At 75.5% G+C, this 21,521-nt stretch carries 21 protein-coding genes; 10 read left to right on the top strand and 11 right to left on the bottom strand.

All coding sequences use genetic code 11. The annotated features are described in order from the left end of the window. Position 1: 1 nt before the first annotated feature. Positions 2 to 877, bottom strand: a complete 876-nt coding sequence (locus K1J57_RS27645; protein ID WP_220561641.1) for a LuxR C-terminal-related transcriptional regulator — start codon at positions 875 to 877, stop codon at positions 2 to 4. A gap of 194 nt (positions 878 to 1,071) precedes the next feature. On the opposite strand from K1J57_RS27645, the gene K1J57_RS27640 reads away from it, so the two are divergent. After that, entirely contained in the window at positions 1,072 to 2,697 is a 1,626-nt protein-coding gene (locus K1J57_RS27640) for an AMP-binding protein (protein ID WP_220561640.1), read from the top strand. A gap of 63 nt (positions 2,698 to 2,760) precedes the next feature. On the opposite strand, the gene K1J57_RS27635 is transcribed toward K1J57_RS27640, so the two are convergent. Next, complete coding sequence (locus tag K1J57_RS27635; protein WP_220561639.1) at positions 2,761 to 4,473, bottom strand: dihydroxyacetone kinase family protein; 1,713 nt, start codon at positions 4,471 to 4,473, stop codon at positions 2,761 to 2,763. A gap of 37 nt (positions 4,474 to 4,510) precedes the next feature. Continuing rightward, positions 4,511 to 5,482 carry an aldo/keto reductase gene (locus tag K1J57_RS27630; protein WP_220561638.1) on the bottom strand — a complete coding sequence of 324 codons (972 nt, stop codon included), beginning with the start codon at positions 5,480 to 5,482 and terminating at the stop codon, positions 4,511 to 4,513. Positions 5,483 to 5,800: 318 nt separating this feature from the next. Here K1J57_RS27630 and gndA point away from each other — a divergent pair, with 318 nt between their 5' ends. Beyond that, entirely contained in the window at positions 5,801 to 7,240 is a 1,440-nt protein-coding gene (gene gndA / locus K1J57_RS27625; protein WP_220561637.1) for an NADP-dependent phosphogluconate dehydrogenase, read from the top strand. A 33-nt stretch (positions 7,241 to 7,273) separates the two neighbouring features. On the opposite strand, the gene K1J57_RS27620 is transcribed toward gndA, so the two are convergent. Continuing rightward, complete coding sequence (locus tag K1J57_RS27620) at positions 7,274 to 7,540, bottom strand: BON domain-containing protein (protein WP_220561636.1); 267 nt, start codon at positions 7,538 to 7,540, stop codon at positions 7,274 to 7,276. Between K1J57_RS27620 and K1J57_RS34210 the strand changes: the two genes are divergently transcribed. From K1J57_RS34210 to K1J57_RS27600, 4 genes are read left to right on the top strand one after another with little or no spacing between them, the layout of a single operon-like run. Further along, on the top strand, positions 7,500 to 8,234 hold the full coding sequence (locus K1J57_RS34210; RefSeq protein ID WP_370634533.1) for a CPCC family cysteine-rich protein: 735 nt from the start codon (positions 7,500 to 7,502) through the stop codon (positions 8,232 to 8,234). The genes K1J57_RS27620 and K1J57_RS34210 overlap by 41 nt on opposite strands. Then, positions 8,225 to 8,629 carry a hypothetical protein gene (locus tag K1J57_RS27610; RefSeq protein ID WP_220561634.1) on the top strand — a complete coding sequence of 135 codons (405 nt, stop codon included), beginning with the start codon at positions 8,225 to 8,227 and terminating at the stop codon, positions 8,627 to 8,629. Before K1J57_RS34210 ends, K1J57_RS27610 begins: the two co-directional genes overlap by 10 nt. Next, the gene (locus tag K1J57_RS27605; protein ID WP_220561633.1) at positions 8,626 to 8,811 is read left to right on the top strand and encodes a hypothetical protein; all 186 of its coding nucleotides are present in this window, start codon (positions 8,626 to 8,628) and stop codon (positions 8,809 to 8,811) included. Before K1J57_RS27610 ends, K1J57_RS27605 begins: the two co-directional genes overlap by 4 nt. A 48-nt stretch (positions 8,812 to 8,859) precedes the next feature. Next, on the top strand, positions 8,860 to 9,630 hold the full coding sequence (locus tag K1J57_RS27600) for an isocitrate lyase/phosphoenolpyruvate mutase family protein (protein WP_220561632.1): 771 nt from the start codon (positions 8,860 to 8,862) through the stop codon (positions 9,628 to 9,630). Positions 9,631 to 9,723: 93 nt separating this feature from the next. On the opposite strand, the gene K1J57_RS27595 is transcribed toward K1J57_RS27600, so the two are convergent. From K1J57_RS27595 to K1J57_RS27575, 5 genes are all read right to left on the bottom strand, one after another. Then, entirely contained in the window at positions 9,724 to 11,010 is a 1,287-nt protein-coding gene (locus K1J57_RS27595) for a DUF3500 domain-containing protein (protein ID WP_220561631.1), read from the bottom strand. Between the two features lie 276 nt (positions 11,011 to 11,286). Then, positions 11,287 to 11,865, bottom strand: coding sequence for a dihydrofolate reductase family protein (locus tag K1J57_RS27590; protein WP_220561630.1), 579 nt, complete (start codon positions 11,863 to 11,865; stop codon positions 11,287 to 11,289). Positions 11,866 to 12,087: 222 nt separating this feature from the next. Continuing rightward, positions 12,088 to 13,380: an Ig-like domain-containing protein gene (locus tag K1J57_RS27585; protein WP_370634532.1), complete on the bottom strand. Its 1,293-nt coding sequence runs from the start codon at positions 13,378 to 13,380 to the stop codon at positions 12,088 to 12,090. A 670-nt stretch (positions 13,381 to 14,050) separates the two neighbouring features. Continuing rightward, a complete protein-coding gene (locus K1J57_RS27580) occupies positions 14,051 to 14,686 on the bottom strand; it encodes a DUF305 domain-containing protein (protein ID WP_220561628.1) in 636 nt (211 codons plus the stop codon). Positions 14,687 to 14,785: 99 nt separating this feature from the next. Beyond that, entirely contained in the window at positions 14,786 to 15,247 is a 462-nt protein-coding gene (locus K1J57_RS27575; RefSeq protein ID WP_220561627.1) for a hypothetical protein, read from the bottom strand. Between the two features lie 403 nt (positions 15,248 to 15,650). Between K1J57_RS27575 and K1J57_RS27570 the strand changes: the two genes are divergently transcribed. Together K1J57_RS27570 and K1J57_RS27565 are read left to right on the top strand one after the other, a co-directional pair. After that, complete coding sequence (locus K1J57_RS27570; RefSeq protein WP_220561626.1) at positions 15,651 to 16,064, top strand: hypothetical protein; 414 nt, start codon at positions 15,651 to 15,653, stop codon at positions 16,062 to 16,064. Positions 16,065 to 16,112: 48 nt separating this feature from the next. Then, positions 16,113 to 16,907 (top strand): helix-turn-helix domain-containing protein, encoded by a 795-nt coding sequence (locus tag K1J57_RS27565; RefSeq protein WP_220561625.1) that lies wholly within the window; start codon positions 16,113 to 16,115, stop codon positions 16,905 to 16,907. 79 nt (positions 16,908 to 16,986) lie between these two features. Here the strand turns inward: K1J57_RS27565 and K1J57_RS27560 are convergent, their stop codons facing one another. Both K1J57_RS27560 and K1J57_RS27555 read right to left on the bottom strand, forming a co-directional pair. Next, entirely contained in the window at positions 16,987 to 17,757 is a 771-nt protein-coding gene (locus K1J57_RS27560; protein ID WP_255646640.1) for a DUF1963 domain-containing protein, read from the bottom strand. A gap of 60 nt (positions 17,758 to 17,817) precedes the next feature. Continuing rightward, positions 17,818 to 18,858: an iron-siderophore ABC transporter substrate-binding protein gene (locus K1J57_RS27555; protein ID WP_220561623.1), complete on the bottom strand. Its 1,041-nt coding sequence runs from the start codon at positions 18,856 to 18,858 to the stop codon at positions 17,818 to 17,820. Between the two features lie 387 nt (positions 18,859 to 19,245). Between K1J57_RS27555 and K1J57_RS27550 the strand changes: the two genes are divergently transcribed. Continuing rightward, positions 19,246 to 20,295 (top strand): glucose 1-dehydrogenase, encoded by a 1,050-nt coding sequence (locus tag K1J57_RS27550; RefSeq protein ID WP_220561622.1) that lies wholly within the window; start codon positions 19,246 to 19,248, stop codon positions 20,293 to 20,295. A 112-nt stretch (positions 20,296 to 20,407) separates the two neighbouring features. Continuing rightward, entirely contained in the window at positions 20,408 to 21,349 is a 942-nt protein-coding gene (locus K1J57_RS27545) for a universal stress protein (RefSeq protein WP_220561621.1), read from the top strand. Positions 21,350 to 21,521 lie beyond the last annotated feature (172 nt).

Raw genomic sequence — 21,521 nt, 5'->3', positions numbered from 1 at the left:
GTCAGGGCAGGAGGCCCGCCCGGCGGGCCGCCACGACCGTCTCCATCCGGGTGTGGGTGCCGAGCTTGCGCATCGCGCCGCGCAGGTAGCTCTTGACGGTCTCCGCGCCCAGTCCCAGGCGGCGGCCCACCTCCGCGTTGCCGCAGCCCACGGCCACCAGCGCGAGCACGTCCACCTCCCGCGGCGCCAGCGCCGGGGCCGGCGCCCGCCCGGGGGTCGGGCCGGACAGCCGGTCGCACACGCCGCGCAGCCGGTCGCGCAGCTCCGGGTCGGTCACCTCCTGGGCGATCGCCCGCAGCTCGGCGTGCGCCTCGCGCAGCCGCTCCCAGTCGGGCCCCGTACGCGGGTCGCGCGCCGCCCGCGTGATCTCGGCGGTCTCCACCCCCGCCACCCGGCGTTCCACCTCCGCGCGCACCGCCAGCTCGGCGGCCAGCCGGGATGCCGCGTGCTCCAGCGCGGCCACCGTGCGCGCGCCGATCGGCAGCGGCTCGCGCACCCCGCCGTACAGCAGCGCCGCCACCGACCCCGCCACCACGACCGGCACCGCGGCGACCGCGCGCAGCCCCTCGGCGCCCACCGGCGCGTCGTACTCGTGGCTGATCCGCCGGTCGGCGACGTAGTCGTCCACGCTGCCCGGCCGGCTGGTGACCAGCACCCGCCCGCCCAGGCCGCTGCCGCCCCGGATCACCAGCCCCCGCAGGGCGTCGGTGCGCGCCCCCGCGATCTCGGTCAGCCGCACCGCCGTCCGCTCCGGCGCCGCCGTGCCGCCGAACAGCACGGGCAGGCCGGTGGTGCGCCGCGCCCGGCCCAGGGCGGCGCGGACGAGCACGGACGCCCGGGGCACCAGGGAACCGGACGGGAGATGCGCGAGGGCCATCGGATCCTCCTGTGGGCCACCGGGCGCGGCGGGTGCGGGCGGACGCCCCGTCGGCACGGGGCACGGCCGCCGCCTCCCGCCGTGCGGACGGCGGCCGGAACGGCCGTGTGACCAGGATTACACACCGGCGCCGCCGGGCGACCACCCCCGAAAGGGGGTGGCGGGCCCCGGCGGCGTGCCCGATGCTCGGCCCCATGGGCGACACACGACTCTCCTACGCGTCCGGGACCTCCGACACCCCCCTGCTGGGCGACACCATCGGCGCGAACCTGGCGCGCACCGCCGCCCGCCACCCCGACCGCGAAGCGCTGGTCGAGGCCGAGACCGGCCGCCGCTGGACCTACGCCGAGTTCGACGCGGCCGTCGACGCGGTGGCCCGGGGCCTGCTGGCCCGCGGCGTCGCCCGGGGCGACCGGGTCGGCATCTGGTCCCCCAACAACGCCGAATGGGTCCTCACCCAGTACGCCACCGCGCGCATCGGGGCGGTCCTGACCAACGTCAACCCCGCCTACCGCTCCCACGAGCTCGACTACGTGGTCCGCCAGTCCGGCATGCGGCTCATGGTCGCCGCCACCGCGCACAGGTCCAGCGACTACCGGGCGATGCTCGCCGAGATCCGGTTCACCGAGACCGTGTTCATCGGCACCCCCGACTGGGACGCCCTGGTGGAGGCCGGGAGCACCGTCGACCCCGGCGCCCTGGACGCCCGCGCCGCCGAGCTGTCCTGCGACGACCCCGTCAACATCCAGTACACGTCGGGCACCACCGGGTTCCCCAAGGGCGCGACCCTGTCGCACCACAACATCCTCAACAACGGGTACTTCGTCGCCCGGGGCCTGGGCTACACCGAACACGACCGGGTCTGCCTGCCCGTCCCGCTGTACCACTGCTTCGGGATGGTCATGGGCAACCTGGCGGCCACCTCCCACGGCGCGTGCATGGTGCTGCCCTCCGCGGCGTTCGACCCCGCGGCCGCGCTGCGCGCCGTCCAGGACGAGCGCTGCACCTCCCTGTACGGGGTGCCGACCATGTTCATCGCCGAGCTCGACCACCCCGACTTCGCCCGCTACGACCTGTCCACCCTGCGCACCGGCATCATGGCGGGCTCGCCCTGCCCGGTGGAGGTCATGAAGCGGGTCGTCGGCGAGATGAACATGGCCGAGGTCGCCATCTGCTACGGGATGACCGAGACCTCCCCGGTGTCCACCATGACCCGCCGCGACGACGACCTGCGCCGCCGCACCGAGACCGTCGGCCGGGTCATGCCGCACCTGGAGGTGAAGGTGGTCCGCCCCGGCACCACCGTCGCCGCGCCGCGCGGCGAGGCGGGGGAGCTGTGCACCCGCGGGTACTCGGTGATGCTCGGCTACTGGGACGAACCGGACAAGACCGTCGAGGCCATCGACTCCGCCCGCTGGATGCACACCGGCGACCTGGCCGTCATGGACGACGAGGGCTACGTCGACATCGTCGGCCGGATCAAGGACATGGTCATCCGCGGCGGCGAGAACATCTACCCCCGCGAGGTCGAGGAGTACCTGTACACCCACCCCGACATCGCGGACGTACAGGTCATCGGCGTCCCCGACCGCAAGTACGGCGAGGAGCTCATGGCCTGGGTGATCATGCGCCCGGGCGCCGAACCCCTCACCGAGCGGGCGCTGGCGGAGTTCTGCGAGGGGCGGCTGGCCCACTACAAGGTCCCGCGCCGCGTCCACGTCGTCGACGCGTTCCCCATGACCGTCACCGGCAAGGTCCGCAAGGTCGAGATGCGCCAGGCCGCCATCGACCTGCTCGGACTGCACGACCACCGGGGATGACGGGCCGGGGCCGGGCCCCCTGAAAGGGGAGGGGGCCCGCCCCGGCGCGTCCGGCCGGCCCGGTCAGCGGCCGGCGACCTCCCGCAGGCCGGGCAGGCCCGCGGCCGCCTCCGGCTCGTAGACCCGCGCGAGGACGAGGAACAGCAGCGCCACCCCCAGGGCACCGGGGTCGGGGACCCCGACGGCGCGCTCGCCCACGTAGCTGGCGCGGCCGCGCCGCGGGGTGAGGTCCGCTGTGCCCGCCGCACCCCGGGCCGCGGCCTCGGCCGCAGCGCTGAAGGGGGCGTCCGCCCCGTCCCGGGCGGCGTCCCCCAGCGCCCGTGCGGCGGGCGCGAGCGCGTCCACCAGGGTGCTGTCGCCGACCTCGGCGCCGCCCACCCGCCGGACGGCGGCCAGGCCCGCCTCCGCGGCCTCCGCCGCCGAGCGCGCGTCGGGCACCCCCTCCTCCGGCCAGGACACCGCGCCGAGCTGCTGGAACAGGAGGCCGAAGAGCGGCCCGCTGGTACCGCCCACGTCGTCCAGGAACGCCCGGGCCAGCGCCCCCATGCCGCCGCTCGCCGCCCCGTCCAGGGCCTGAGCCCGGCGCACCCCGCCCAGGAGGTTGTCGCCGAAGTCGCCGTCGCCGACGAGCTGGTCGAGCGCGGTGAGGTCGTCGCGCGACTCCGCGACGGCCTCGGCGAAGCGGTCCAGGACGGTCCGGCCGGACGGGTCGGCGGCGTCCCCAGCCTCCGGGGCCGGCCCGGGCCGCACCACCGCCCCGGCCGCGGCCTCCGCCGTCAGCGTGCGGGAGGGGAGCACCAGCGGGGTGTCCGAGGGCGCGGTCCACAGCTGCACCCACTCCGGTTCCATCCGGGTCAGGGTGAGGGAGAACCCGGACATGTCCAGGGCCGCGGTGAAGGTCCCGGGCACCACCGCCAGGGGCTCGGCGCCGCGCGCGGACAGCGCGTCGTACAGCAGCGAGCCGACGGCGTGCAGCTCCAGGCCGGTGGTGGCGCCCAGGCCGTTGACCAGCGCCAGCACGCGCTCCTGCCCGGCGGGCAGGGCCGCGAGCAGGTCGTCGGCCATGCGCTCCACCAGCTTCTCGACGGGGAGGCGCTCGACGGTGCCCGTGCCGCGTTCTCCGTGGATCCCCACCCCGTACTCCAGGGTCCCGGCGTCCAGGGCGAAGGCGGGCTCCCCGGTCGCCGGGGAGGTCTGCGCCCGGGCGGCCACCGCGATGCTGCGCGAGCGCGCCACGATCCGCGCGCCCAGGTCGGCGAGCTCGTCGAGCCCGGCCCCCTGGTCGGCGCGGGCGCCGAGCAGCTTCTCCAGCACGACGGTCGCCGCGGTGCCGCGGCGGCCGGTCGCGGAGTCCTCGCCGTCGGTGGCCAGGTCGTCGTCGACCAGGACGGTGGCGACCGGGACCCCCTCGTGGCGCAGGCGCTCGGCGGCGATCCCGAAGTTGATGACGTCGCCGGTGTAGTTCTTCACGATGAGCAGGACCCCGCCGTCCCCGGCGACGGCCGCGCAGGCCGCGTGGATCTGCCGGTTGTGCGGGGAGGCGAAGACCGCGCCCGGGCAGACGGCGTCCAGGCCGCCGGGCCCCAGCAGGCCGGTGTGCAGCGGCTCGTGCCCGGAGCCGCCGCCCGACACCAGCGCGACGGCGCGGCCCGGGGCGCGGGTCCTCGCGCGCAGGAACAGGGGGTCCTCGTGGACCTCGATCAGGCCGGGATGGGCCAGGGCGAGCCCGCGCGCGGCGGTCGCGACCGGGTCGGCGGACGGCAGGAAGTGGGTCATCGGTGCTCCGTTCGGTGTGGGGACGGTCGGGCGGGTCTCAGTGCCAGGCCAGCCGGGACCGCCGCGCCCAGTAGGCGTCGGCGGGCTCGGCCAGCGCGGCGAGCCGGTCCCGCTGTCCGGGGTCCAGGACGATGTCGGCGGCGCGGAGATTGGCGGCGAGCTGGTCGACGGTGGCGGCCCCGGAGAGGACGATGTCGGCCCAGGGCTGCGCGATGACGGCCGCCAACGCGACGGCGTCACTCGTCGTACCCGTTTCGCGGGCGATCCGCGCCACCGGCTCCAGCTCCGGTGCCAGGTGCGGCCCGGCCAGGCGGCCGTTGGCCATGGCCTCCTTGACGATCACCGTGCGGCCCTCGGCGTGCGCCTGCGCCAGCGCCTCGCCCGCGGAGCGCTCCAGCACGTTGTAGGTGCTCTGCACGCTGTTGAACAGGGGCCGCCCGCCCACCGTGACCTCCAGCGCCGCGCGGATGGTCTCCGCCTGGCGGGGGCCGCTGGTGGACAGGCCGACGGTCACCCCCTCGGCGGCCAGCCGGGCCAGCTCCCCGTGCAGCCCGGTGTCGCCCAGCGCCGGGCTCTCGGGGGTCACCGAGTGGACCTGGTAGATACCCAACCGGCCGCCGAGCAGCGCGCGGGTCTCGGCGAGCTGGCGGCGGTACTCGGCGACGCCGTGGTCCTTGACCTCGTGGACGTCGGCGTCGGTGCGCCAGCCGGCGGTATAGGTGTAGCCCCACTTGCTGCCGACCACCACGTCCGCGACCCGGGGCCGGGCCGCCAGCCACCCGGCCAGGAACTCCTCGGCCAGGCCGTAGGAGCGGGCGGCGTCGAAATAGCGCACGCCGCGCTCGTAGGCGGCGTCCATCAGGGCGAACGCCCGCTCCCGCAGCGCCTCGGGCGAGCGCACGGCGGGCAGGTCCGTGTCCCGGCCCAGGTTGATGTAGCCGGGCCGCCCGACGGCGGCCAGGCCCAGGCCGATGCGCAGGGGCGGTGCGGTCCGTGGAGTCGCGGTCAAGAGAGGAGCCTTCCGAACGGTCTGCGGTCGGTGCCGTGCGGGCGGCGGTCCGCCCGCACCGGTCACCCATCCTGCGCGATCCGGGCGCCGATCGCCACGAGGGCGGTCCCGAGCCCCGGATCCGGCGGGGAACGCCGCCGCGCCCGCCGGGATTCCGGCGGCCGGGGTGGCGTTTCACACCGGGCCACCGGCGCGTGGACACCGCGCCGCGGCGGCGGGCGCTTGTAGGGTCCCAGGGGTACGGGCGGATCGCGCCACGGCCCGCCGGGCGGCGCTCCGTCGAGAGGATTCGGGTTCTCGGTCCAGGAGCGGACGAACATGGGCAGTACGGCTCAGATCGGTGTTACAGGCCTCGCGGTGATGGGGCGCAACCTCGCACGCAACTTCGCGCGCAACGGCTACACGGTGGCCGTGCACAACCGGACGGCGGCGCGCACCCGCGCCCTCGTCGAGGAGTTCGGCGGCGAAGGCGACTTCGTCGCGACGGAGACCGCCGAGGAGTTCGTGGCGGCCCTGGAGCGGCCGCGCCGCCTCGTCGTCATGGTCAAGGCGGGCGAGCCCACCGACGCGGTGATCGCCGAGTTCGCCCCGCTGCTGGAGCCCGGCGACATGATCGTCGACGGCGGCAACGCGCACTTCGCCGACACCCGGCGCCGCGAGCGCGAACTGCGCGAGCGCGGCATCCACTTCGTCGGCACCGGCGTCTCCGGCGGCGAGGAGGGCGCCCTGAACGGGCCCAGCATCATGCCCGGCGGGTCCGCGGAGTCCTACGAGGCCCTGGGCCCGATGCTGGAGAGGATCGCCGCCCGGGCCGACGACGGCGCGCCCTGCGTCACCCACGTCGGCCCCGACGGCGCCGGGCACTTCGTCAAGATGGTGCACAACGGCATCGAGTACGCCGACATGCAGCTCATCGGCGAGGCCTACCAGCTGCTGCGCGACATCGCGGGGTACGACCCGGCGCGGATCGCCGACGTGTTCCGGCGCTGGAACACCGGCCGCCTCGACTCCTACCTCATCGAGATCACCGCCGAGGTGCTCTCCCACGTGGACGCCGCCACCGGGAAGCCCTTCGTGGACGTGGTCCAGGACCGGGCCGAGCAGAAGGGCACCGGCCGCTGGACGGTGCAGACCGCCCTGGACCTGGGCGTCCCCGTGTCGGGGATCGCCGAGGCGGTGTTCGCCCGGTCGCTGTCGGGCCACGCCGACCTGCGCGCCGCCTCCCGCGGGCTGCCGGGGCCGACGGCCCGGCCGCTGCCGCCGGAGCGGGCCGAGGCGTTCGCCGACCGGGTGGAGCAGGCGCTGTACGCGTCCAAGATCGTGTCGTACACGCAGGGGTTCCACCAGATCGCCGCCGCGAGCGCGGAGTACGGCTGGGGGATCGACGCGGGCGCGGTGGCCCGGATCTGGCGCGGCGGCTGCATCATCCGGGCCGCGTTCCTGGACCGGATCACGGCCGCCTACGAGGCCGACCCGGGACTGGTGTCGCTGCTGTCGGACGCGGAGTTCGCGCGGGAGATCGGCCGGGCCCAGGACGACTGGCGGTCCGTCGTGTCCCTCGCCGTCGCCGAGGGGGTGCCGGTGCCGGGGTTCGCCGCGGCGCTGGCGTACTACGACGGGATGCGCGCGGACCGGCTGCCCGCCGCCCTCACCCAGGGCCAGCGGGACTACTTCGGCGCGCACACCTACCGCCGCACCGACCGCGAGGGGGTCTTCCACACCCTCTGGGGCGGCGACCGCTCCGAGATCGAGGGCTGAGGCGCCCCGGCCTCCGGGCCCGGCCCCGCGGCGTCAGTCGGCGGAACGCTGCCGCGGGGCCCGCTCCACGTCCAGGCCCTCGGCGGACACGCCGGTCACCCCGTGGGTGGCGGCGGCGATCTCGATCGCCTCGCGCCGCTGCTCCTCGGTGACCGGCAGGACCGAGGACAGGGTCACGCGGCCCCCGGTGCTCTCGACCGAGATCGCCTCCTCGGGCAGGCCCAGTCGCTCGGCCAGATCCCCGCGGATCTTGGAGCCGATGAGTCGGTCCGAAAGCGCGCTCCGTGTGGCACCGGCCATCGCGGTCCCCTTCCTCTCCTCGCGGGCGTGCGCCCTGCTTGGGACATCCTCCTGGTCGCCGGTGGCCGGAGCCAAGAGCCCACCCGCCGCGCCCCGCCGGGGGCGGAGCTTCGTGGTTCTCTGTGGTGTTTCGTCCCTGCCCCGCGCCCGGCGGGACCCGGGATTCGGCCCTGCTGCGCGCCCCCTTTCGGTCCGGCTCCTCGCCGCCCTCCCGCCCCCGGCGGTACGCTGCGACCCCCGACCGAAAGCGAGCGCCCCCATGCCCCCCGAGCCCCGCCCGCCCGGGAACGGGTCCGGGCCGTGGCCGTGCCCGTGCTGCGGGTACCTCGTGCACGGGGACGGGCCCGGAGGGCACGGCATCTGCCCGATCTGCCGCTGGCAGGACGACCCCGTCCAGCTGCGGTGGCCGTTGTCCGGGGGAGGCGCGAACCGGTCGTCACTGCTGGAGGCCCAGCGCCACTACGCCGCCCACGGCGTGTCCCGCGAGACCGGCCGCGCCCGCGCCCGGCCCGCGACGGAGCACGACGCGCGCGACCGGGGATTCCGCCACATCGACCTGCTCATCGACGACATCGAGCTCGCCGCCGACCCCCGCGTGCCCTGGCCCGCCGACCGCACCGAGCTGTACTGGTGGCGCCCCGGCTTCGGCCACTGGCGGCGAGGCCCCCACCACGGAGAGACCCCATGTCCCTGACCGACCCCCGCACGCTCTTCGACACCATCCGGGACCACCCCGGAGCCTTCGGATTCGGCCGCTCCTTCGGCGAGGTCCTAGCCTTCTTCGTCGGATACGGCACCGCGACCCCGGAGGGGCCGCTGACGGGCTTTCGGGAATGGCTCGCCGCCGACCTCGGGTTCGGGAGCAACCTGACCTGGAAGGCCCTGGTGCTGTGGCGCGCCTTCCCCGACGAGCCCGACAGGAAGGCGGTCCTGCCCCCGTTCGAGGACCCCGCCGACGACGCCGTCGCGGTCGAGACGCTGTTCGAGGCCCTGAACGCCTTCCTGGACTTCCGCGACGCCCACGGCCTCGACGCCGTGTACGCCCGCTACGCCGAGGTCTTCCCCTACGCGCCCCGGGAGCCCCGATGACCGGCCGCGCGGAGTGGGACCGCCTCGCCGAGCGGTTGCGCGCGGCCAGGTCCGGGCGCGACGCCGTCGTGGCCGCCGTCGACGGGCTCTCCCCGGTGGGCGGCATCCACGTGCTGTCGCGCGCCCCGACGCCTGAGCGTCCGGCGGCGGTGATGCGGGGGAGCGCCGGCCCCGCCGTCTAGCATGGCCGGTACCGCAGCAGGAACCATCCGCAGAGAGGTGCGCGCCCCGTGACGTTCGCAGATCTCCACCGGCCCGGCCGACCGTTCGTGCTGCCCAACGCCTGGGACGTCGCCTCGGCCCGGCTGCTCGCCCGCGAGGGCTTCCCCGCGGTCGGCACCACCAGCCTGGGCGTGGCCGCCGCGCACGGCCTGGCCGACGCCTCCCGCAGCGGCGGGGAGGCCACCGCCCGCCTCGCCCGCGACCTGGTCGGCGCGCGCCTGGGCCGGTACCTGACCGTCGACATCGAGGACGGGTTCTCCGACGACCCGGCCGCCGTCGCCGAGTTCGTCGCCGGACTGGGCGTCGACGGGGTGAACATCGAGGACAGCACCCGCGGGGAACTGGTCGACCCCAAGGCGGCCGCCCGCAAGATCGCCGCCGTCAAGGAGGCGGCCCCCGCCGTCTTCGTCAACGCCCGCACCGACGTCCACTGGCTCGGCGGCACCGACCTCGACGACACGCTCGCCCGGCTCGCGGCCTACGCCGAGGCGGGAGCGGACGGCGTGTTCGCGCCCGGGCTCGCGGACCCCGGCGCCATCGAGGCCGTCGCCGTCGAGATCGCCCTGCCCCTCAACGTCCTGGCCACCCCGGCGCTCGACCTCCGCCGGCTGGGGGAGCTGGGCGTGGCCCGGGTCAGCACCGGCTCCCTGCTCTACCGGGCCGCCCTCGGTCGCGCCGTGGACACAGCCCTGGCCGTCCGCGACGGGCTGCCGCTGCCCGGCGCCGTCTCCTACGCGGACGTGCAGGCCCTCGCCGGGGACGTCCCGCCCGCGGAGTAGCCCGGCCGGGAGCCCCCGCGCCGGGCGGGCGGCCAGGGGACCGGCCCGGACCCCCGCCGCCCCCGCCCGGGTGGAACACGGCTCCGCCGCCGGTCACCCCTCGTCGCCGGGCGCGCCGTCCCCCGGGGTCCCGGAGGGCGGCTCGCCCGTTCCGGGACCGCCCTCTCCAGGGTCGCCCTCCCCGGGACCGCCCGTGCCGGTCGCCTCCTGCTGGGTGACGCTGTCGGCGTAGTCGTTGGCGGGGTCGCGGTAGACGGTGTGGATGTGGCCCCACCCGGACGTGGTGTACCCGTCCACGTCGGCGCCCGCCGACCCCTGCTGGTCGGCGAACTCCACGTAGACGTCCGGCCCCGAGATCTGGAAGTAGATGCCGTCGCCCCGGGACATGTCGTACTCGGTGGCCCCCGACCAGTTCACGTACGTCTCGTCCAGGGTCGCCTCGATCTCGGCCAGGGCCGCGGCCGTGGTCTCCCCGTCGGCCAGCCCCACCCAGTTCGCGACCACGTCCAGGAGCAGCCGCTTCTGCTCGTCGGTCAGGTCCGCCCCGGCCAGACCGGTCCCCGTCGGGTACGAGCAGGTCCCGCCGGGCGCACAGGTCAGGTTCCGGACCTCCGACCCCTGGTACAGGTCGGCCTTCTGCTCCTCGGTCAGGCTGTCGTAGAAGGCGAAGGCCGTCTCGTACATGCCCGCGAGCGGCCGGACCTCCTCGCCCTCCTCGTTCGTGTAGACGGCGGGCTGGGAGCCCAGGTGGGTGGGTGCGAACGTGACCGTGTCGTCGGAGCCGTCCAGCGTGGCGTTCAGGCCCAGGTGGTGTCCGCCGAACTGCACCTGCCAGGCGCCGGAGTCGGACGGGTCGCCGAAGAAGGCGATGTAGTACCGCCCCAGCGAGTCCTCGGTGCTGGAGCTGTGCTCCGCCAGGAACTCGTCGCCGCCCATGATGCCGGTGACGGTCTCGTACCCCTCCTCGCTCAGCAGGGCCTCCAGGACCTCCATGGCCGCCGCCCGCTGCTCCCCGGTCAGGTCGTCCAGGTCCAGCCCGGCCCGGTCGACGAACGTGACCGGGAAGTTCGACCACGTCGTGGTCTTGGACCCGTCGTCGTAGGCGTGGACCAGCTGCTCGCGCTGCTCGTCCGACAGCGTCTCCAGGAACGCCCCGGCCGCCGCCGCGGTGGCGGTGACCGTCTCGTCGCTCGTCGTGGCCGGGGCCGCCGCGTCCGCCGTCGAGGACGTGGTCGCGGCCGGGGCCCCGTCGGCGGAGCCCGTGGCGGCGCACCCGCCGATCACGAGGATCGCAGACAGGGCCGCCGCGATCCATGCCTTCTTCGTGCGCGCCGGCCGGTGCCGGGCACGCGCGGTTCTCTGGTCGGTGGTGTTCGTCATGGACACGACGGTAGGAAGCGGACCTGGGAGTTCCCTGAGTGCCGACCGTGAGAAGCGCGGGAACGGCGGGTCTCCGCGCCGCACCGCCCGTCCCCGGCGGCAGTCCTTCGCCCGCTGGGACACGGCCGCGGCGCCGTCGCGACCGCCCTCCCGGACACACGCCGGAGGGGACGCCCGCCACCGGGCGGCGAGACGGACGCCACCGGTGTGCTCCGCGCCACGGGAGGCCGGGCGCCACGACGGCGCCCCGCGGCCCGGCGCGGCCGGGTCCGCCTCTCAGCCGTGCAGGGCGGGCCGGTAGACGAGTTCCTGGATACGGCCGTCGAACGTCCGGCTCGCCACCAGTTCGAGGTCGAAGTCGGCCGCCCCCTCGAAGATCCGGCCGGTCCCGGTCCGGCCGCTGACCACGGGGAAGAGCGTCACCTGGAGGAGGTCGACGAGCCCGGCGGCCATCAGCGCCCGGTTCATCGACAGGCTGCCGTGCGAGCGCAGCGGCACCCCGGACTCCTCCTTGAGCCGGGCGACCACGTCCACGGCGTCACCGGCCGCGAGGGCCGCGTCCGGCCAGTCCAGGGGGCCGGTGAGCGTCGTCGACACCACCGTGGTCGGCATGCTCCGCATCCGGGCGTTCACCGGGTCGAGGTCGGCCTCGGGGATCGGGCCCAGCAGCTCCGCGAACTGCCGGAAGGTGGCCGCCCCGAGGACCAAGCGCTGGTCCGCGCCGAGCACGGCGCGGCGGTCGGCGAGGAACTCCGGCCCCTGCTTGCCCCAGTACCCGCCCCAGTCCCCGTCGGGTCCGTAGGAGCCGTAGCCGTCAAGGGTGGAGAAGACGTCCCAGGTGTAGGTGGCGGTCATGGCGCTCTCCTCGCGTTCGTTCGGCGACGTGTCGGTGGTACCGACCAGACTCCGCCGCGGAACTCATCGTGCTCGACGTCCCGGATCCCCGCCACCTCCGGGCCCGTGCCCCCGACGGCCGCCGGGGCGCCGTGCCCGCCCGCTTCCCGGGACCCCCGGCCCGGCGGGAGGACGGCGGGGGCGCGGGCCCGGATCGGCCCGCGCCCCCGGAGGCGTTCGCGCCTACTCCTCGTCCGTCCCGCCGTCCTGCGCGCCGAACGGTGACCCCGGCGGGTTGGAGCCGTCGGTGACCTGCGGCTCGCCCGTGGCGCTCTCGGCCAGCCACTCGTCCCAGCTCGGCTGCCAGTAGCCCCAGCCGTTGTCCCACTCCTTGACGCGGTCGGTCCCGGTGGTCTCCAGGACGTCGCCCATCAGGGTGTTCTCGAAGAACCACCGGGCGTCGTCCATCCGCAGGTTGGTGCACCCGTTGGAGGTGTTCGCGCTGCCGATGTTGCCGTTGTAGGACGCCTCGTGGACGAACTCGCCGCTGTTGGACGTCCGCACCGCGTACTGCACCGTGGTGCTGTACCCGTTGCGCCCCGCGGGCAGTTCGACCGTGTCGGAGTCCATGAGCAGCGTCTCGTACCGCTCCATGAGCACGTGGGTGCCGCTGCTGGTGGTGGAGAAGTTCGACGTCCCGTCGCCGTTGCTCACCGGGATGGTGCGCACCTCCTCGCCGTCGACGGTGACGACCATCTCGTGGTCGGGCACGTTCATGTCCATGCGCAGCTCGCGGCCGATCTCGAACTCCAGGCGGTGGTCCCGCACCCCGTACACCCCCTCGGCGGCCCGCACGCCCGCCAGGTGCATCTCCACGCTCACCTGCTGGTAGGGCTCCCAGTAGGTCTCGGGCCGGAACACGACGGTCTTGTCGTCGAGCCACCGCCACGACCCCGCCACGCCCTGCTCGGAGACCACCTTGAGGGAGTTCTCCACCGCGGTCTTCTCGGTGACCGGGAGATCGAAGCCGATGGTGATCGGCATGCCCACGCCCACGGTCTCACCGGAGGTGGGGAAGTTGTGGCTCAGCTCCAGGCGCTGCCCCTCGACCGCCGCCTCGGTGGTGAACTCGTGCACCAGCTCGGTGGGCTCGCCGTCCGCGTTCTCCGCAGTGGCGGTGACGGTCACGTCGGCGCCGGGGGCCAGGTTCCAGTCGGCGGTCCAGGCGGTGCCGTCCTCGCTGAGGGTGCCGGTCATCTCGAAGGGGGAGGCCTCGTCCTCGGCCTGGCCGGGGACCACCTGGTCGACCGTGACCTCGGAGATGGTCCCGTTCTCCGCGGTGACGGTGACCGGTGTGTTCGGGGCGACGGCCTCCGCTCCGGCCTCGGGGGCGATGGTGAGGACCGCGGCCTCGGAGCCCGAACCGCCGGGGTCGTCGCCTCCGCCCGCGGAGGTGCAGGCGGTCGCCGCGAGCGCGAGCGCCGCCAGAGCCATGCCGAACCGGCCCGGAGCCGACGGGGGGATCGTGCCCATCACAGTGGGTCCTCGTTTCCTTAGAACGCTGGTGTCCTGTAAGACTCCCGTCCCCGAAAAAGGTTCGCTCATACGGGGCATCCCGGGGCATATTTCGCTCACAGCCGGGGCGCTCCGACCCCCGGCGGGAACGAACGGGGCGAGAAGCGGACCACGCCGGTCGCCGGGGGACGACCGTCCGGGAGGTCGCCGCACCCGGCCCCGGGGAGGTCCTGGTGCGGGTGTCGTCTCGCGGGGTGTGCCGCACCGACCCGCACGTGGTCGGGGCCTACCGGTGTACTGGCCCCGGGTGGTGCCCGGGCGCGAGGCCGTCGGCGAGATCGCCGCGATCCTGTTCACCCCGGTCGGTGACCTGGCGCCGGCGGCCACCACCGTGTGCCCGCTGGAGGACCTGAAGGCGGGCCGGTTCGCGGGCGCCGCCGTCCTGGTTCCCAGGCGCGTGACAGGGTTCGGGATCAGGCGGGGCCCGGGTGCCCGACGGTCCGGGCGGCCGCACGGACCGTTGCCGGACCCCGGCGCCGACCATGTGCGCGTCCTTCCACGCCGCCTGAGACCGGCCCGGGCACCGCGCGGGCGCCCGGGCCGCCGACCGGCTGTGCGGGACCGGTCCTGGAGGGGGCAGGGTGGGCGGGGCCCGGCGCGCCGGTGGCACGCCGGGCCCCACAGGGACGGATCAGTGCCCCTCGTGCTCCTCGGGGGACCCGGAGGGCGCGTCCGGGGCGGGCCCGGTGCCCAGCATCCCCTGCATCTCCGCGATCTCCTCTTCCTGCGCGTCCACGATCTCCTGCGCCAGCGCGCGGGCCTCGGGGTCGACCCCCTCGGCCAGCTCGGCCTCGGCCATCGCCACCGCGCCCTCGTGGTGGGCGATCATGTGCTCCAGGAACAGGCGGTCGAACTCCTCGCCCTCGGCGGACTCCAGATCGGCCATCTGCTCCTCGGAGAGCATGCCCTCCATCATCCCGTCCGAGTGCTCCATCCCCTCCGGGGAGGTGTCCGCGCCCCAGGACTTCAGCAGCCCGGTCATCTGCTCGATCTCGGGCCCCTGGGCGTCGCGGATGCGCTCGGCCAGGTCGGCGACCTCCTCCCCGGCGCGGGTCTGCGCCAGGTCGGCCATGGCCACGGCCTGCTCGTGGTGCGGGATCATCATCTGCGCGAAGTGCACGTCGGCGTCGTTGAACTCCGCGGCGCTCTCCTGCGCGGCCGGCTCCCGGGGGTCGGCCGGGGCGTCGTCGGTGCCGCAGGCGGCCAGGGCCAGTGCGGCGAACAGTGCGGCGGCGGTGCCCCTGAGGGCACGGTTCACGAAGGTCATGGCGACCTCGTTTCCTCTCGTCTGTGGGTGTTCTCCGTGCTATCGGCGAGAGGCGGGCGCGGAGCGGCCGCGCGGGACCGGCCGGCGCCCGCGCGGATCCTATATACGGAACACCTGGAGATCGGAGAGGACCGGACGCTTTCCGGCCGCCACCGACGGCGGGTCGTCGCCGCGCAGGGCACCGGTCGCGGCGGCGGGCGCGGGCGGCCCGGGCCAGGGCGTGAAGGCCGTGGCGGCGAGCCCGGCCCACGGCAGCCCGGGGCCGGCGAGCGTGGGGCACACCGATGTGGGGTCCAGCTCCGGCAGCGCGGAGGAGGCGGTCTCCAGGACCGGCTCCACGTGCGCCCTGGAGAGGGTGTGCGCGACGGGCGCGGGGTGCGCGCTGTGCGCCGCCTGGGCGGCGGGTGCCGCGTGCGCGGCACCGTGGCCGCGGTCCCCGTGGTCGGCGTGGCCGAGCGTGTGCATGGCACCGAAGGCGGCCAGCAGCACCGCGAGCAGCAGCGCCCGCACCCATGGGGAGAGCCCCGGGGCGAAGGCGGGTCGCTGTGTTGCTGCGGTCACGGCGGCAGTCTACATTCCCCAACCAGGTAGGGGTATCGGGGTCGTCTCCAGGGCGCCCGTTCCGCCGCCCCGCGCCCGTGAGCGCTGCGCCTGGCCGCCGCCCTTCCCACGTCTGTGGGGCGCCGCTCCCGGATGCCGTCTCCCCGCCCGGCCGCCCTCGCGGTCGGTGCGGGCACGGCCTCGCCCCCGTCCCGCTCGCGGCGCGCCCCGCTCCGGCCGACCGCCCCCGGCCTGCCGGGGCCGCCCCGGTCGCGCCGCCCCTTCGTGCAACGGATCTGATTCGTGTTCGCCCAGTTCAACGGGGCTGTTCGCGCCCTCCATTACCCAAGAGGTAATCGACGCCCTTCCCTCCGGCCGGGATGCTCGGTGGTGTCGACGGACACGACCCGGAAGGGGAACCACCATGACCACCCGTACCGCTCCCGCCACCGCCTCCGCCACCTGGCCGCTGCGCCTGCTGCTGGGCACCGACGCGGCCACCTGCCTCGCCGCCGGAGCGCTGCTCACCGCCGCCTCCCCGTGGCTGCCGGGCCTGCTCGCCCTGCCCGCCGCCCTGCTCGTCCCGGCGGGGGTCTTCCTGCTGGGCTTCGGCGCCTGGCTGGCCTTGCTGGCCTCGGGACGCGGCCTGACCCGCGCGGCGGTGCGGGCCGCCATCGCGGTCAACGCCGTCTGGGTCGTGGCCACCGGCGCCCTGGGCCTGGGCGTCCTGGTCGACCCGAACGGGTTCGGCACGGCGTTCCTGCTGGTGCAGGCGGCCGCCGTCGCCGGGCTGGCCGCTCTGGAGGCCGTCGCCCTGGGCCGCGCGGACCTGGCCTGACGCACCGCCCGTCTAAGGTGGTCCGCAGCAACCGGGGAAGGGGGCGGAGTGACCGGGACGACCGAGCGCGCGGAGGCCGGCGGGCTCCTCAGGGAGTGGCGCGGCCGCCGCAGGCTCAGCCAGCTGGAGCTGTCGCTGCGTGCCGGGGTCTCCGCCCGCCACCTGAGCTTCGTGGAGACCGGCCGCTCCCGCCCGGGCCGCGAGATGATCCTGCGGCTGGCCGAGTGCCTGGACGTCCCCCTGCGCGAGCGCAACCGGCTGCTGCTCGCCGCGGGGTACGCCCCGGTCTTCGCCGAACGCCCGCTGGACGACGCCGACATGGGCCCGGTGCGGGAGGCCGTCCGCCGGATCCTGGCCGGGCACGACCCGTATCCGGCGGTGGTCGTGGACCGCGACTGGACCCTCGTCGAGGCCAACGCCGGGATCGGCCTGTTCTTGGAGGCGGTCGATCCCGACCTGCTGGCCCCGCCCGTGAACGTGCTGCGGCTGGGCCTGCACCCGCGCGGCATGGCGCCCGCCATCGTCAACCTCGACCAGTGGCGGGCGCACCTGCTGCACCGGCTGCGCCTCCAGGCCGACTGGTCCGGCGACGCCGGCCTGGCCGGTCTCTACCGGGAGCTGGCCGCCTACCCGGGCGGCGACCCGGGGCCGCCCCGCGGGACACCGCCCATCGCGGTGCCCCTGCGGCTGCGTCTGGGCGGGCGGGAGCTGTCGTTCCTGTCCACGGTGGCGACGTTCGGCACCCCGCTGGACGTGACCGTCTCCGAGCTCGCCATCGAGTCGTTCTTCCCGGCCGACGACGCGACGGCCCGGGCCCTGGGCGCCGTCCGCGCCCCCGCCTGACCCCGGGCCCCGGAGCCCCGGCCCCGGGCCCCGGCTCCGGATCACCCTCCGGGCCGGGACGCGGGACCCCGGGACCGCCTCAGTGGTAGGACCACATCACCATTTCGGCCGCCGCGAAGTTCCGGGCCCGGAGCTCGTCGCGCTGGATGATCCAGAACGGGCACGCCACGATCCCGGGGTCCTCGGGCATGTCCAGCTGGGCCTGGGCCAGCAGCACCCAGCCCCCCTTCTCGTCCTCGGGGGAGGAGTCCATGATGGGCGGGTCCTGCGGCGAGTAGGCGTATCCGCCCAGGATGATGCCGTCCTCCCACTCCACCGTCCGGTGGCCGTGGTCCTCCAGCTGGTACTCCTCGTAGAGGCGCGCGGTCTCCGGGTCGGAGAGGACCGCGTCGTCGGCGCTCGTCGGCAGGCTCGGGACGACCCGGGCGTAGAGGGGGCGCGGTTCGATGACGGGGAGGGCGCTGCCGTCCTCGGGGAGTGCGCGCTCGGACGTGGGCGTTCCCGCGGGGACGTAGACCACGGAATCGGAGACCTGCCTCGACGTCTGGCAGTCGGGGTCGGTCCTGTCGGTGAAGAACAGCAGGTGGCCCTCGCGCGGCAGCGGGAGGTGGCAGCCGTCCGGGGGGAGGGCGGCGCAGTCGACGGTCGCGACCAGGTCCAGGCCGTTGTCCCACTCCACGCCCTCGGGAAGAGAGGGGAGGCCGCCGTACCGCCCGACCGGGGCGCCGCCGTCCCTGTTCGAGGGGCTCAGCTCGGTCTGGGGCAGGACGAGGCTCAACGCCAGGTCGATGGCGTGTTCGGGGACGCCCGCTTCGCGCGCTCTGTCGCGGTATGCCTGGGAGGTGTTCATACCGGACATGCTGCCGCAGCCGGGGGACACTCCGCGCCATGGCGGTGGCGGGCGCCCCGCTCAGGCGGGCGTGTCCGGGTCGCCGTCGACGGCGGCGGCGATGCGCGGGACCAGCTGCTCCAGCGCGTACGGCAGGCTCAGCACCGTGCTCCAGGTCAGCGCGCCCGACACCACCACGTCGTCGACGATGAGCGCGCGCCCCTGGGCCACCACGTCCAGGCTCTGGTACACCCGGTGGTCGGCCAGGTCCTCGCGCAGCCCCGGGCTGAACCCGGCGTTCCACAGCAGCAGGTCGCGGTCGAGCAGTTCGAAGTCCTCCTCCGGCAGCGGGGCGGCGTCGGAGTCCCCGGTCAGCTCGGCGATCTCCGCCGGCGTCTCGAACCCCAGCGCCTCCAGGAACCGCGTGCGCGGGTCGGTGGGGGAGCGCACCACGAAGGTCCGGTCGAACCGCTCGGCGACCACGGCGCCGGCCCCCTGGAACCGCGGATGGGCCGCGCTCATCTCGGCGAACCGCGCCTCCACCCCGGCGACGAGCCCGGCGGCCTCCTCCTCCCGGTCCAGCGCCCGGCCGATCGCCAGCGTCATCTCGTCCCAGGGCGCACCCCAGTCGGGGAAGTCGCCGAGCTGGGCGACCGTGGGCGCCAGCACCGACAGGGCGTCGTAGTCCTCCTGCGTCAGACCGCTGTACAGCCCGACGATCAGGTCCGGTTCCAGGGTGGCGATGAGCTCCAGGTCGGGCCGGTCGCCCTCCGGCCGCGGCATCACCTCCGGCGCGGCCCCGCCCAGCGAGCCCTGCGCCCACGGCCAGACCCCGTGGGCGAACTCCTCGTAGAAGTTGGTGACGCCCACCAGCCGCGGGCCCGCGCCCAGGGCCAGCACGGCGTCCACGTCGGTCAGGCCCACGGTGACGATCCGCTGGGGTTCGGCGGGGATCTCGGTGGCGCCGAACCTGTGCTCCACGGTCAGCGGGTACCCGCCGCGGCCCGCGGACGCGCCCGGGTCCGCGTCGTCGCGGCCCCGGCCGCAGCCGGCCGCGGCCAGCCCCAGCGCGCCCGCGGTACCGGCCAGCAGGGCGCGTCGGCTGAGGGAGGGGTGGGGCACGGCGACCTCCGGGGGGAAGGGGGCGATTCGGTCAGCCTTGCCTAACACCACCCCGCCCCACCGCGCAACAGCCCCGCCCCCGCCAGCCCCATCGGACCCGCCATCCCCACCGCCCCCACCACTCCTGCGGCTCCCACTACCTCCGCCGTCCCTGGCGCCCCCCGCCCGCACTGCCGCCCCCGCCATCCCCATCGGACCCGCCATCCCCACCGGTCGTGCCGCACCTGGCCGACCCGGCTCGGGGCCAGGCGTGCGGGCCCGCCCCAAGCGACGGACACGGCCGGGTCAAGACACCGTCCGCGGGCCATGCCCGGACCCCGAGGGGGGAACCACTCCGGGTGCGGCCGCCCGGCCGCGCCCGAACGGACCGGACACGGCGGGGGACGGATGAAGGCGCTCACGGTGGAACCCATGAGGAACGGATCGGTGCGGGTGGAGGACGTCGAGCCCCCCGTGCCCGGGGAGAACGACCTCCTCGTCGACGGGATCGCCCTGGGGGTGTGCGGCACCGACCGCGAGATCGCCGGCGGCGAGTACGGCGCCGCCCCGCCCGGCCGCGACCGCCTCATCCTGGGACACGAGTCCCTGGGCCGGGTCCGCCAGGCCCCGCCCGGCAGCGGGTTCTCCCCGGGCGACCTGGTGGTGGGCATCGTGCGCCGCCCCGACCCGCTGCCCTGCGGGCCCTGCGGCCACGGCGAGTTCGACATGTGCCGCAACGGCGAATTCACCGAGCGCGGCATCAAGGAACTCGACGGCTTCGGCTCCCAGCAGTGGACGGTGGAGGCCGACTACGCGGTGGCCCTGGCCCCGGCCCTGGAACGGGTCGGCGTCCTCATGGAGCCCGCCACCGTCGTCGCCAAGGCCTGGGAGCAGATCGAGCGCATCGGCGGCCGCGCCTGGTTCGACCCGGAGACCGTCCTGGTCACCGGGGCCGGCCCGATCGGCCTGCTGGCCGCCCTGCTGGGCGTGCAGCGCGGCCTGGACGTGCACGTCCTGGACCGGGTCGAGGAGGGCGTCAAGCCCGAGCTGGTGGCGGCCCTGGGAGCCACCTACCACACCGGCAGCGTGGCCGACCTGGCCGCGCGGGTGCCGTTGGACGTCATCGTCGAGACCACCGGGGCCACTCCGGTCATCCTCGACGCCATGGAGCACAACGCCGCCGACGGCATCGTGTGCTTCGTCGGCCTGGGCAGCGCCGGCGGGCCGGTGCAGATCGACTCCGAGCTCATGGGCCGGCGCCTGGTCCTGGAGAACGACGTGCTCTTCGGCTCGGTCAACGCCAACCGGCGCCACTACGAGCAGGCCGCCGGGGCCCTGGAGAAGGCCGACCACGCCTGGCTGGAGCGGCTGATCACCCGGCGGGTGCCGCTGGCCGAGGCCGCCGAGGTGTTCGCCGCCCCGCCCGGCGACCAGGTCAAGGTCGTCGTGGACCTGTGAGCCCCCGCGGCAGGGGGCGTAGGGCCCGCCCCGGCGGGCCCTACGCGGTGTTTTCGGCCCCGGTGCGAGGGCAGGTGACCCGTGAGGACGTCGATACAGGAGGAGTCCGCCGATGACAGACGACGACCCACGGTCCCCCAAGATCGTCCTGGGCGTGGACGGGTCCGGGCACGCCGACGCCGCCCTGGAGTGGGCGGCGGCCGAGGCCGAGCGCACAGGGCGTCCGCTGGACATCGTGCTCGCGCTGCCGATGCCGATCGTGGTGATGTCCGAGGGCCCCACCCGCCCCTCGGCGACCCAGCAGCTGATCGCGCACGGGGAGCAGACCCTGAGCGCCGCCGCCGACCGGGTGCGCGGGCTGTTCCCGGCGGCCCGGGTGGAGGTGTCCCTGGTGATGGACGACCCCGCCCCGGCGCTGCTGGAGCGGGCCGGGCACGACGACCTGCTGGTGGTGGGCTCGCGCGGGCTGGGCGCGCTGCGCTCGGCGGTGATGGGCTCCACCTCGGTGCGCCTGGCCGCCCGGGCGCACTGCCCGGTGGCGGTGGTGCCGGAGAAGTGGGCGCACGCCGGCCGCAGGAACCGGACCGTGGTCGGGGTGGACGGCTCGGAGGCCTCCCTGCACGTCCTCCGGTTCGCCCTGGGGCGGGCGCGCGAGGACGGGTCCGCGGTGACGGTGGTGCACAGCTGGGAGATGGCCACCCCCTTCGCCCCCGAGGCGCTGGCCGCCTCGGGGTGGACCCCGCCGGAGGAACTGCTGGAGCAGCGTTCGGGCGAGCTGGTCGCCGGGATGTTCGAGGAGGTCGGCGACGAGGCGGAGGGCGTCGACGTGTCGGTGGTGCGCAGCCGCCAGGCCCCGGAGCGGGCGCTGCTGGCGGAGGCGGAGAACGCCGACCTGGTGGTGGTCGGCTCGCGCGGCCGGGGCGGCCTGCGCGGGCTCTTCCTGGGGTCGGTCAGCCAGGCGGTGCTGCACGGGGCCGAGGTCCCGGTGGTGGTGATCCCGCACCGGGCGGAGGAGCACCCGGAGACGCTGCCCTGGTCCGGCGGGACCGACTGACGGACCGGACCCGAGAGCCGGGACCCGAGGGCTGGGACGCGAGGGTCGGGACCCGAGGGCTGGGACCGGGGACGGGCGACCGAGCACGGACGGCCCGGTACGGACGACCGAAACGACCGCGGGGCGGTCCGGCGGATCACCGTCGGACCGCCCTTCGCCGTACGTCCGCCGC

This window comes from Nocardiopsis sp. MT53 (assembly GCF_019598965.1).
GTDB lineage: Bacteria > Actinomycetota > Actinomycetes > Streptosporangiales > Streptosporangiaceae > Nocardiopsis > Nocardiopsis changdeensis.
This window is presented reverse-complemented; position numbering and strand designations above follow the sequence as displayed.